We start from the raw sequence: 12,192 nt of genomic DNA, 5'->3' as shown, positions 1-12,192 counted from the left end.
AGGGACTGTGAAGGGACTGGTCGGAGCCGCGTGACCGGCCGGTGTGGTTACCCGCTGTGGGCGCTGGGGCAGACGGAAGGATGGTGAATTGTCGGAGTCTCATCCGTTTGGGGGAAGCCGCGGCCGGGCCAGCCGAGGTAAGGGGATGGGCTTGGCAAGGGAGGGCTTGGAGTCCAGCGCTTTGGTCCTGCAATCATCGATTAAAGAGCTGCCGCAGCACGTCGTTCATCGGCTGGCTGTCCTGCTGCGCCGCCGGCGGGTCCTCCAGGCCGGGGGACGCCGGCGAGGCTTGCGGCATCAGTGTGGATGGCGCTGCAGGCAGGCTGCGGCTGCGGCCGGTGGCAGTGCCGGCGCCGGTGCCGGAGGCGCTCCCAGTGGCGGTCCCAGTGCCGTTTGCGCCGCTGGAAAGTCCCTGCTGGATCAAATTGCCGAGCGCCTCGCCCAGGGGGCCGCCGAGCAAATTGTTCTGTGCCGGCTGCTGGGTCTGCGGATTGGCAGTGCCCCCCGCATTGCCGCCACCTGGCGCGGTGGTCCCTCCGAGACCAAGGCTGCCCAAAATATTGCCGAGGCCGGCCCCATCAGCGCCGAACAGCCCCTTGCCCATCTCGCGCAGCTTGGCATAGGCGGCGTCCGGATTGTCCAGCATGCCGGCCATGTCAGGATAGATCCGCGGCTGCGACCAGGTGCCCTGGATCATCACGGGAATGCCGAAGCCAACCGGCTCGGCGGCGCGGCCCTGGCCTTCGGTCGTCATCACCAGCTTCGGCTCGACGCGAAAGCCCATCATCTTGGTGTCGAGGGCGATCGTCCCGGCACCGGTCACGCGGACCAGCGGTCCGGTCAAGTTGAGATCGGTCGTCACCGCCTGGCCCTTGTCGATCCGGAACGAGGCCGAGAGCTGCGACAAATCCGTGCTCTGCTCCCGACTGTTGTCCTGGTTTGCCTGCCAGCCGGACAGCGTCCCCGAGGTCAGCGAGCGGATCATCTGTGCGACGTTGATGCCGCGAATGGCGCCGTCCTGGAGATTGACGAAGGCGGTGCCCTGCATGTTCGCCATCAGCGCGCGCTGGCTGGTGCCGGCGCTGCGCAGCGCGAGCTTGGCCTGCAGCTTGCCGTCGATCCGGTCGAATTCGGCAAGGCCCTGCAGCAGCGGCAGCGCGCGCACGCCGGCGAGGTCGGAATGCATGGCAAAGCTCGGCGCGCCGCTGGTCGCATCCAGGATCAATTCGCCCGAGACCTGGCCGCCATAGGCGCCGAGATTGGCGCTGCCGGCCTTCAGCACGCCGCCGGCGAGTTTTGCATCGACCGCCAGCGGCGCGAGGCGTGCATCGCCGATCACTGCCTCGTGCGCGGAGATCCTGATTTGCGCATCGACATAGTTGAGCCCGGACACGTCGATCGGCGCATCGCTCCAGGGCTGCCCGGACGCGCCTTCCGGCGATTTCGCCAGCGGAATCGCGAGCCGCTGGAAGTCGAGATCGACCTTGACCAGAGGCTTGCTCGCGATATCGATCGAGGCCCAGCCGTTGAACGCGCCATCGCCGAGCGTGCCGCTCACGCCGTTGATCATCACCACATCGCCGCTCAGCCGCATCTCGGCATGACCCGCGAGCCGGGACTTCAGCACGTCCGGCATGTCGATGGCGAAATCCACCGGAATAGTCGGCCGGTCGGCTGGCGGCGCCGGCGTGGTGGCCTTGATGTCGAACTTGGTCGGATGCTCGCCGACCCGTGCGGTGCCGGTGATGTTGATCTTGCGGTCGCGGCCGACGATCGCATCGGCATTGATGGCGCTGATGCGGTTCTCGACGCGATCCCGCACGCGTGCGAATGCGACCTCGCCATCGGTGACCTTGATGCGATCGATGGCGGCGCCATCGGTATCGAGCGCGATCGGCTTCGACGTGCCGCCGGCATTCGGCAGGCGCTCGCGCAGCAGTGGCTGGTAGAACACGGGATGGGTGACGACGAGTTCGCTGATCTTCGGGCGGCCCGACCAGACGCTCGAGAGCGACATGTCGGCCTGCACGCTGTCGATGGTCAGGCGCGTGATGCCGCTGCGGTCCTTGGGGTCGGCAAGCGTGAGGTCGTTCAGCGTCACGTTAAGCGTCGGCCACAGGCTGATTCGGGTCGTGCCGTCGATCGACAGGCGATAACCGGTCGCGCTCTCGACCCGCGAGGCAATCGTCGATGTCAGGAAGCCCGAGGGGATCCCGACCACCAGCAGGAGTGCGATCACGATGACGACGGCGGCCACCGCCGCGCCGGCGAATTTCACGGCTCTCATGTCGACTTTCCAGCGGCGAACGATCGGCGTCGAATCCGGCACATGACCGTCATTTGCACCCGTCCTTTGCGCCTGAGTTTATCCCGGGACGGGAAGCGGCTCCAAGCACGTAAAAATAGTCGGGGGGTGCTGCAAAGTTATGTGACTTATGGCACACTTCCCCGGCGCGGTTTTACGCGATCCTGATGTCGATGGTTCCAAGCGATTTGCCAACCAAATTCACAAGGACATTGAAATGAGCAAGCAGGCCGAATTTGCGGTCATCCTCAAGATGAATGCGATGTTCGCCGATCTCGGTGCAGACGAGCTCCAGCGGCTGGCGAATCTCTGCCACACCCAGCATCTGGGGAACGGCGAGGTGCTATTCCAGAAGGGCGACGCGGGCGATGCGCTGTTCGGCGTGCGCCGAGGCCAGGTCCGCATCGAGACCGGCGCCTCAGACGGCAGCCGCCTGACCCTGAACTTCATGGGGCCCGGCGACCTGTTCGGGGAAGTTGCGGTGCTGGACGGCCAGAGCCGCACTGCGGACGCGACCGCGGGCGAAGCCAGCGAGCTGTTCGTGCTGCGGCGCGAAGACTTTCTTGCTTTCCTCGAACGCGAGCCGAAGGTCGGGATCAAGATCATCGCGCTGCTGTGCCAGCGCATCCGCTGGCAGAGCGAACGCATGGAAGAGTCCATGCTCCAGCCGCTGCCGGTTCGCCTCGCGCGGCGTCTCTGCGCGCTCGCCGCCGATTTCGGTTCGGAGGTGCACATCTCGCAGGAGCAACTCGGCGTCTTCGTCGGTGCCGCCCGCGAGAGCGTCAACCGCCAGCTTCAGGCCTGGCGCAAGGAAGCGATCCTCGATCTCCAGCGCGGCCGCATCCTGCTGCGAAACATGACCAAGCTGACGGCGATCGCGCGCAACGAGTAGGGACGCAACTAGGCTGCTTCCGGCACGTAGTGCAAAACAAGCAGCTCGGATCGGGGGCAAGGAGCGACAGCATATGGCCGCCCATCATCGTCGCTGAATTCGACGAGCACTGTCGTGCCGTCGAGTTCTTCGACAACCGTGCCGACGTTCCCCCGCGCCAACCGGTGGTCCGGAAGGTTTGCCAGCAACGCGACAACATCCAGTGCCCCTGGCGCTCGATCTTCGTTGTTGTTTACTGCGCTCATCATACAACCCAACAGGTGACGAAGGTTGGCCGGTCCTCGCCGGCTCGTACAATCCATGCGATTCTTACCACAGCCTGCTTCTGATGTCGCCTGAGCAGGAATCCATGCGCCAATGGCTGCCCCAGCGATCTGTCGCAATCTGGACCGCGTCGCCTGTAGGTGCAGCTTCAAGCAGGGTGTCGCGAAGCCAAGAGGCATCTCCACGTCGAAGATCGAGCGCATCGCGGAAGACCCTTGCCTTATGCCGACCGCGTGGATGCGAGGGACTTAGGCAGTAGTCTTCGATCTTCCGAATCTCGATGGTGGCGTTCTTGCCATTCGGAATATGCATTTTTGTGCGCCCTACCGCTCGCCCGGAATTTACTCCGCCGCAGGGTGCACGATGCTTTTTGGCGCTGGTGCCGCTCCCGCCGGCGCCGCTTCATGATGACCGGCGTCCTCCGCATCTTCGCTGTGCACGACCAGCCGCTTGCCGAAGCGCCAGATCAGGGCGCCGAGATCGTCCATCACCATGAACATCGCGGGCACAAATACCAGCGACAGGATGGTCGAGAAGATCAGGCCGCCGATCACCGCGAGCGCCATCGGCGAGCGGAACTCGCCGCCCGCGCCGACCGCGAGCGCGCTTGGCATCATGCCCGCGGCCATCGCGATCGTGGTCATCACGATCGGGCGTGCGCGTTTCATGCCCGCGTCGATCATGGCTTCCTCGCGCGGTGTGCCCGCGTGAATGGACTCGATGGCGAATTCCACCAGCATGATCGCGTTCTTGGTGACGATGCCCATCAGCATCAGGATGCCGATCCACACCGGCGTCGTGAGCTGCTTGCCGGTGATCAGCAGAGCCGCGATCGCGCCGCCGATCGAGAGTGGCAGCGAGAACAGAATGGTGATCGGCTGCAGGAAGGTGCCGAACAGCAGCACCAGCACGGCGTAGACCATCATCAGGCCCGCCGTGATGGCGGTGGCAAAGCCTTCGGACAGTTCGTTCAAGCTTTCGGCGTCGCCGGAGGGGGAGACCTTCACGCCCTTCGGCCGGCTCTTCATGACCGGAAGGTCGTAGATCTTCTTGGTGGCGTCGCCGAGCGCGGCGGAGCCGACGAGATCGGCCGCGACGGTCGCCTGTCGCTCGCGATCGTAGCGGTTGATGCTGGTCGGACCCTGGTCGAGCTTGACGTCGGCGATCACGGAGAGCGGCACGCCGCCCTTCTCGCCGTGCTCGCCGAGCGGCACGCGCAACTGTTCGAGCGTCTTCAGATTGCCGCGCGCGGCATCCTCGAGCTGCACGCGGATCGGCACCAGACGGTCACCGACGTCGAACTTGGCGAGCGCGGGGCCGACGTCGCCGATGGTGGCGACACGGATGGTCTGCGACAGGCTTTCGGTCGACACGCCGAGCCGTGCGGCGAGATCGGCGCGCGGTTCGACGCGCAGCTCGGGCCGCTCCAGCGTGGTTTCCGAGATCACGTTGGAGATGGTGGGAATCCGCTTCATCTGCGTCGCGAGCTCGCTGGCGACGTTGTTGACGATGTTGGCGTCTGCGCCGGTCACGACCAGCGAGATGGCGCGCAGGCCGTTCTCGTCGAGGAACCAGAAGCGGATGTCCGGGATGTTCTCCAGCTCCTGGCTAATCGAGAATTCGAGCTCGCGCTGGGTGATGTCGCGACTGTCCTTGGGCGTGTAGTTGATGATCAAAGCGGCGCGCCGGACTTCCTGGGTCCCCGGTGGAACGCGGCCGCCGTCGACGAAGATGCTCTTCACCTCGGGCCGCTTGCGCAGGCGCGCGACGATGTCTTCGGTGACTTTTTCGGTGTAGGCGAGCTGGGTGCCTGGCGGCAGCTCGAGGGCAACCAGCGAGCGCGAGCTGTCCTGCGCCGGCAGGAAGCCCTGCGGCAGCAGCGTGATGCTCCAGATCGAGGCGGCGAAGACGCCGAAGCCGACCAGCACCGTGATGAAATAGTGCTTCACCGACCAGGCCACGAGCCTGTGATAGGACCGCAGCACGCGGCCGGGCGGCGGCTCTTGATGATTGCTATGTTTGAGGAAGTAGGCCGCGAGCACCGGCGTGACGAAGCGCGCCGCGAGCAGCGAGAAGAACACCTGCACCGAGACTGTGATGCCGAACTGCTTGAAGAACTGTCCGGCGATGCCCGACATGAAGCTCGCGGGTGCGAAGATCGCGATGATTGTCAGCGAGATCGCGATCACCGCGAGGCCGATCTCGTCGGCGGCTTCCAGGGCGGCACGATAGGGCGACTTGCCCATGTTCATGTGCCTGACGATGTTCTCGATCTCGACGATGGCGTCGTCGACCAGAATACCAGTCGATAGCGTGATGGCGAGAAAGCTGACGAGGTTGAGCGAGAAGCCGAGCAGGTCCATCGCCCAGAACGCCGGGAAGATCGACAACGGCAGCGAGATCGCGGCGATGATGGTGGCGCGCAAGTCACGCAGGAACAGCAGCACGATGACGACGGCGAGGATGGCGCCTTCGAACAGGGTCGAGATCGCCGCGTGGTAATTGCCGTTGGTATATTCGACCGAGGTGTCAATCACCTTCAAATCGACGTCGGGGTAGGTCGCCTTGAGCGTGTCGATGCGCTTCTGCACGGCCTCGGCGACCTTCACGTCGCTGGCACCCTTGGAGCGCTTGATGCCGAGCGCGACGATCGGCTCGCCGTTGAAGCGGGCGAAGGTGCGGCGGTCTGCGATGGTGTCGGTCACTGTGCCGAGATCGTCGAGCCGGACCTCGCCGCCGCCGAACAGCGGAATCATGGTGCCGGCGAGGTCGCTCAGCGTCTTGGCGCCGGCGAGGGTGCGGATCGCCTGGTCGTTCTTGCCGATCTCGGCGCGGCCGCCGGCAACATCGACATTGGTGCCGCGCAGGCTCTGGCTGACGTTGACGGCCGTCAGCCCCATCGACTGCAGGCGGTCGGGATCGAGCGAAACCAGGATCTCGCGCTCGACACCGCCGATGCGCTCGACCTGGGCGACGCCGCGCACGCCCTGCAGCGCGCGCTTGACCACGTCGTCGACGAAATAGGAGAGCTGCTCCGGCGTCTTGCCGGGCGAGATCGCGGCGTAGGTGACGATCGGCAGGCCGATGACGTCGACGCGCTGGATCAGCGGTTCGGTGACGTTCTGCGGCAGGTTGGAGCGCACGCGCGTCACCGCGTCCTTGACGTCGTTGAGCGCGCGGTCGGTGTTGGTTTCCAGCGCGAACTGGATCGTCGTCACCGACAGGCCGTCGGTGATCTGCGAGGTGATGTGCCTGACGCCTTCGACACCGGAGACGGCGTCTTCAACCGTCTTGGTAACCTGGGATTCGAGCTCGGCGGGCGCCGCACCGAACTGCGATACCGCGACCGAGATCACGGGAATGTCGGCCGAGGGTAGCCGCGTCACCGCGAGCTTGGTGAAGGATACCCAGCCGAGGATCAGGAGGATGATGGAAAAAACCACCGACGGCAGCGGATTGCGGATCGACCATGCCGAGATATTGAGAGCCATCAGCGTACCCGCGTGCGATCGAGTTCATCAGCGAACATGGTCTTGATCTGGTCGCCGTCATGCAGCGAAGAGCCGGCGTCGGCCACGACGATTTCGCCGACGTTAAGGCCTTCCAGAATTTCCGTCGCGCTGTCCGACGACAGCCCGACCCGTACCTTGCGCGTCTCGACAATGTTGCCCTTGACGACCTGCACGGTGAGATGGTCGATCGCGGTCTTGGGAACCGCGACGCCGCAGCTTCGCTTGGCGTCGATCGAGGCGCGGGCGAACACGCCGACTTTCAGCGAGGGATTGTTGGTGACGCTGATGCGCACGCGGCCGAGCTGGGTGGCGCGATCGATTTCGGGGGCGACCAGCCTGACCCGCCCGATCAGATCGGGCGCGTCGTCGCGGCTGATGCGCACAGTCGCGCCGGAGCTGAGCTTGGCCATGTGCACCGCCGGGACCTGCGCGTCCAGCTCGATCTCGTTGTTGACGGCGATACGGAACATCGGGCCGGCCTGCGGCGAGGCCGGCGCGCCGACGATGGTGCGGACCTCGGTGATGAGGCCCGGCGCAGAGGCTTTCAGCGACACCGGACCTTGCGGGCCGGGCCGCTGCGGCTGGCCCGGGATCTGGGGCGGGGCGGTCAGGCGCGCCAGCTCCTGATTGTCGGTGACGAGAGTGCCCTCGGTGACGAAGAGGTCGGTGACCCTGGATCCCTCCTGGTCGGCGACGACCACCGCTTCGCGGCGCGGCACGAAGAAGCCGGTCACCCGGACCAGGTCGGAGAAGCAGGCATTGGTCGACTTGGTCACGATGACCAGCGCCTCGCCCGGCGTTTCCTTGGGCTCGGCGCGGTGCCGGTGCTCGAACAGATAATAGCCGACGCCGAGCGCGACGACGAAGACCACCGTGCCGGCTGGCTTGAGATATTGAGAGAGGTTCATCGCCGGATCGTCCTGGCCAGGCTCACGGCCATCCGCGCGCGGCCCATGGAGAGCGTTTCCCTGAAATAAAGCAGCGTCCCGCAAGGTTGCGGGACGCGCGCTGGAAGCGAGACTTTACACCACATCACGACTTGTCACTTCAAAGGATTACGTCGTGCTCACTTCGATGCGGTGGTCTTGTTTTCCATGTTGACGACCTGCACGCGACGATTGACCTCCGCCATCGGTTGGGCCGGGTCCTTCAGCTTGCTCTTGCCATAGCCGACGGTGACGAGGTCGGTCGCGGAGATGCTGTATTTGTCGACCAGGTAGCGCTTGATCGAATCCGCGCGGCGCTCCGACAGATCCTGGTTATAGCTCTCGCCGCCGGCGGCGTCAGTGTGACCGGCGACCACGAAGGTCGAGCCTTTCAGGTCGGGGCTGGTCAGCGCGCGGCCGAGCGCCTGGACCGAGGTAAGCGATTTAGCGCTGATATTGGCCGAGTTGTAGTCGAACGTGATTTCCAGATCGATGTTCGGCTTGTCCTTGGCCGCCGACGCGATTTCTTCACGCTCGGTCGACGACAGCGAGCGTGTCGAGCGGCCGCGCACGGACTGGATCAGCTTGGTCTCCGTCGCACTCGGTACGGGATCGGCCTGCGGAGCGATCGACAGACCCCGGGTCAGCGGCTTCTTCGGCGGCGGCGCCAGCGCGCGGACGATCTCGTCCTCGGTGACGTTCTTGCTGTTGCCGTCGTCGCCCGCGAATGCCAGCGGGGTCGTCAGCGACAGCGCGGCGCCGACGGTAATGATGGACAGGATTGCGGTAAGTCCCTTTGCAGCCAATCTCATAGCCAGTCCCTCCTGCGCAGCCAGCTCGCGTAGTTCCAAAATCCCTGCAATAAGCCCCCCGAAAGGACGGCCTGCGGCATCCGTTCGATTAGTCTTCGCCGGGCCGTCGCGGGTTCGAGGCACATCGGCCCCAATTCAAAAAAATATCAACGCACTCCGTAGCTTGCGAATTCCTGAACAATGTTCGGGTCCATCGCCTTGGCATTGGCGATGTCGAGCGCACCCTCTTGGGCCGAGCCGTTGCGCTGCTTGGCGATCCCGCGTCCGAACAGCGAGGAGGTCAGGCGCGGATTGATCCTCAGGGCTGCCTCGAAATCGGCGATGGCGTTCTTGACCGCCCCCGATTTCAGATTGACGAGTCCCCGGCTGTCCAGCGCGTCGACGAAGTTCGGCCGTAGCCGCAGTGCCTCGTTGCAATCCTTCAGCGCGCCCTGGAGGTCACCGACCACCGTGCGGGTCCAGCAGCGATTGTTCAGAGCCTCGACGTCCTTCGGGTTGATCCGGAGCGTCTCGTCAAAATCCTTGATGGCCAGGCTGTAGGCGCCCTTGCTGGCATAGACCTGGCCGCGCCGGTAAAGCGCGTTCACGTCGTCCGGATTGGCCGCGATCTTGGCGGTCAGCCCCTTGATGGTGGGGTCCTCGGCCAGGACGGCCGCACTCGGTCCGCTCTCCATGCTCGGAGCGGTGACGGGATCGGCCGGTTTCACAGGCGGTGGCGGCGGCGGTACCGGCGGCAAGGCAGCCTCGACCTGCGGCTTCGGTGACGGAGCCGGTGCTGCCACTGCGTCGGCTGGTTTCGGCAGCACAGGTGGCGGTGGCGCGGGCGGAGCCGGCGGCGGGTTGTTGGCGACGACCGGCGGCGGAGCGGGAGGCGGGGGTGGCGGGGTCGTTGTTGGGCGCGACCCGCCGGCCCCTGGAATGAACGAGAAATCCTCGGCCAGTGACGAGGATATCCACGGCACCTGCTCGCCCCGGGAGGCGCGTGTGACGCCCATCTTGGTGCGGTTCAGCGTCTCCTCGGCCATCAGGTCGGGGACGCGGATTTCCTTGAGGAGTTCCTGGACGAACAGGCTGTGCTCGCCGCCGGCGTCCGAGACCACCGAGGCCAGCGCCGCCGAATACATCACCAGCGTGCCGTTCGGCGCGATGACGGGGGTGAGGCCGGCTGAGAAGCTGCGGAACCGGCGCTCGAACGGGTTGCGCCTGGAGGCATCGACCAGCGCGATTTTGACGCCGGCGCCGCGGGTGTTGAGCTCGCCGAGCACGGTTTCGAGGCTGATGCCGTCGCGGCGCACGTCGGATTCGGTCCAGATCTGCGCATCGATCGGCAGCAAATAGCTCTGCCGCGCGGACTGGATGCCGAAGCCGCTAAAGAACACCAGTGCCACCGACCCCGGCTTGATCTTGCCGTAGAGCTTGTCGAAGGCGCGGCGCATGCCGTCGCCGGTCAGGTTTTCACCGGTTTCCACGGAAAAGCCGTCGCGCTTGAGCTCGTCGGCGACGTCGCGCGCGTCGTTGAGCGGTTCCTTCAGGGGAGCGTCGGCGTCCGGATATTTGGCGTTGCCGATCACAAGCGCAAAGCGATCGCCGGCCGCAATCGACGGAGCGGTCGGGATGAGCGACACGAGCAAGGACAGAACGAAAAGCAGGCGAATTTTCATAATTAGCGCGATCCAGCCAAAAAGGCGCCGTTTCCAGCTTGCGCCGCGGCGACCTTAACTTACGCAATGTGCATTATCAAACCGGGGAAGGGGGGCGTCAACCGCTTGCAGATTCGGCGCTATCGCGACAATTGACCGCGACGCATGGGCATGTGGCGGGGGGAATAAACGGGCGGTCACGATTGCACGCGATGCATTCTGGTTGTCATTGCGTCTGCACGTTAGGGCAGCCATGGCGACAAGAATGTGATTGGTCTCACATTGCGGACGGGCCTTCTCCGCAACCTCCGGTGTTTGACCTTTGCGGTGGACGATGGCTTGGTGCGGTCGATCGCACTGAAGGTGCATCCACAAAAGAGCAAGATCAAAACCATGGGAAACGCCTACGAAATCTACGCCCTGCGCTATGCGACGATGTCGCCGCGCACCCCCAATATGAACTTCCTAGCGCCCGACCCGCATGACAGCGCGGCGCAGGACCTCGACTATTTCGTCTGGCTGATCCGCGGCAACGGCCGCGACATCCTGGTTGATACCGGCTTCAATGCCGAGGAGGCGGGCTTGCGCGCGCGCAAGCTGACGCTCAATCCGGTCGACGCGCTGGAGCGCTTTGGTGTGGCGGCAGCGAGCATTCGCGACATCATCGTGACGCATCTGCACTACGACCATGCCGGCAATCTCGACCGCTTCGCGAACGCGCGCTTTCATCTCCAGGAGCGCGAGATGGCCTACGCGACGGGGCGCTGCATGTGCAACGGACTGCTGCGACATCCGTTCTCGGTCGAGCACGTCACCCAGATGGTCCGCCATGTCTATGGCGAGCGCGTCACTTTCTATTCAGGGGACGGCGAGATCGCGCCCGGCGTCACCGTGCACCGCGTCGGCGGCCATTCGGACGGCCTGCAGGTGGTGAGGGTCGAGACGGCGCGCGGGCCCGTGGTGCTGGCGTCCGACGCCGCGCATTATTACGCCAATCTCCAGCGGAGGAGTCCGTTTCCGATCGTCTACAATGTCGGCGACATGGCGGTCGGCTGGGAGACGATCGAACGTCTCGCCGGCCATCCTGACCGGTTCATTCCCGGCCACGATCCGATCGTGACGGAGATCTATCCGCGTGCCAGCGACGAGAGCGATGTCTGGGCTCTGCATTTGCCGCCGTCGCGATCGTTTGCGAAGTGATCAATACGCCTGCTTGGCGTCGGCCTCCTCGCTGGTCTGGATCAAATCGAGGCTCTGTTCGATCTTGCCGAGCAGCGTCGATAGCTGTTTGCGCTCCTGCGCGGAGAGGCAGGCGAGGATCTCGTCTTCCCGTCGCAGCAATTGCGGAAACAGCTCCTCGTAGAGCGTGCGGCCTTTCCTTGTCAGTCGCAGGCGGAATTCGCGGCGGTCGGCTTCGTTCTCGACGCGCTCAATCAAACCCTGTTGCAGCAGCATGGTCACCGCGCGGCTGATCGTGGATTTGTGCGTGCGGGTGCATTGCGCGACGTACTGCGCGCTGCAGGCATCGTTGCGGAAGCCGAGCGTCGCGATCACGCGCCAGGCCGGGATGTCGAGGCCGTGACGTTCCTGATATTCGACCGAAAGCGCGGCGCTGACCTCCGCTGCGAGCCGGTTGAGGCGGAACGGCACGAACCTGAATAGGTCGAGCCGTGTTTTTGGCCGCGCTGAGGCCTCATCGGCCTCGCGTGTCTTCAGCGCGATGTCGCTGGATGTCCTCGCCAAGGAGAGCGCTCCGAATTCCAGTTGACGGCCGGCCGGCTCCGGTCCAAAATAGTTGCACGTGAGACTATTAGCAGATCAGGCCTCTCCTGACCAGAGCC

10 protein-coding genes are annotated in these 12,192 nt (G+C 64.7%); 2 read left to right on the top strand and 8 right to left on the bottom strand.

From position 1 onward, the window contains the following. Positions 1-193 precede the first annotated feature (193 nt). A complete protein-coding gene (locus AC0L3P_RS16215; protein WP_473302837.1) occupies positions 194-2,287 on the bottom strand; it encodes an AsmA family protein in 2,094 nt (697 codons plus the stop codon). Between the two features lie 235 nt (positions 2,288-2,522). Here AC0L3P_RS16215 and AC0L3P_RS16210 point away from each other — a divergent pair, with 235 nt between their 5' ends. Further along, on the top strand, positions 2,523-3,197 hold the full coding sequence (locus AC0L3P_RS16210) for a Crp/Fnr family transcriptional regulator (RefSeq protein WP_007599026.1): 675 nt from the start codon (positions 2,523-2,525) through the stop codon (positions 3,195-3,197). Between the two features lie 8 nt (positions 3,198-3,205). Here AC0L3P_RS16210 and AC0L3P_RS16205 read toward each other — a convergent pair whose 3' ends face one another. The 6 genes from AC0L3P_RS16205 to AC0L3P_RS16180 all read right to left on the bottom strand — a co-directional run bounded on the left by AC0L3P_RS16205 (position 3,206) and on the right by AC0L3P_RS16180 (position 10,372). Continuing rightward, the gene (locus AC0L3P_RS16205) at positions 3,206-3,442 is read right to left on the bottom strand and encodes a DUF4926 domain-containing protein (RefSeq protein WP_083843118.1); all 237 of its coding nucleotides are present in this window, start codon (positions 3,440-3,442) and stop codon (positions 3,206-3,208) included. Positions 3,443-3,506: 64 nt separating this feature from the next. Continuing rightward, positions 3,507-3,773, bottom strand: a complete 267-nt coding sequence (locus AC0L3P_RS16200; RefSeq protein ID WP_473302831.1) for a DUF6883 domain-containing protein — start codon at positions 3,771-3,773, stop codon at positions 3,507-3,509. A gap of 29 nt (positions 3,774-3,802) precedes the next feature. Then, positions 3,803-6,952 carry an efflux RND transporter permease subunit gene (locus AC0L3P_RS16195; RefSeq protein ID WP_275174386.1) on the bottom strand — a complete coding sequence of 1,050 codons (3,150 nt, stop codon included), beginning with the start codon at positions 6,950-6,952 and terminating at the stop codon, positions 3,803-3,805. Next, positions 6,952-7,881 carry an RND family efflux transporter gene (locus AC0L3P_RS16190; protein ID WP_275174385.1) on the bottom strand — a complete coding sequence of 310 codons (930 nt, stop codon included), beginning with the start codon at positions 7,879-7,881 and terminating at the stop codon, positions 6,952-6,954. Before AC0L3P_RS16190 ends, AC0L3P_RS16195 begins: the two co-directional genes overlap by 1 nt. Before the next feature lie 158 nt (positions 7,882-8,039). Beyond that, positions 8,040-8,711: an OmpA family protein gene (locus AC0L3P_RS16185; protein WP_473302827.1), complete on the bottom strand. Its 672-nt coding sequence runs from the start codon at positions 8,709-8,711 to the stop codon at positions 8,040-8,042. 146 nt (positions 8,712-8,857) lie between these two features. Beyond that, on the bottom strand, positions 8,858-10,372 hold the full coding sequence (locus AC0L3P_RS16180) for a caspase family protein (RefSeq protein ID WP_354210685.1): 1,515 nt from the start codon (positions 10,370-10,372) through the stop codon (positions 8,858-8,860). Between the two features lie 372 nt (positions 10,373-10,744). On the opposite strand from AC0L3P_RS16180, the gene AC0L3P_RS16175 reads away from it, so the two are divergent. Further along, positions 10,745-11,551 (top strand): N-acyl homoserine lactonase family protein, encoded by an 807-nt coding sequence (locus AC0L3P_RS16175; RefSeq protein ID WP_354210715.1) that lies wholly within the window; start codon positions 10,745-10,747, stop codon positions 11,549-11,551. Here AC0L3P_RS16175 and AC0L3P_RS16170 read toward each other — a convergent pair whose 3' ends face one another. Further along, entirely contained in the window at positions 11,552-12,094 is a 543-nt protein-coding gene (locus AC0L3P_RS16170; protein ID WP_354210684.1) for a MarR family winged helix-turn-helix transcriptional regulator, read from the bottom strand. Between the last annotated feature and the right edge of the window lie 98 nt (positions 12,095-12,192).

The sequence above is a fragment of the Bradyrhizobium sp. WSM4874 genome (assembly GCF_055811835.1).
Note: the sequence above shows the minus strand (reverse complement) of the source record. Positions and strands in the feature narration are given on the sequence as shown.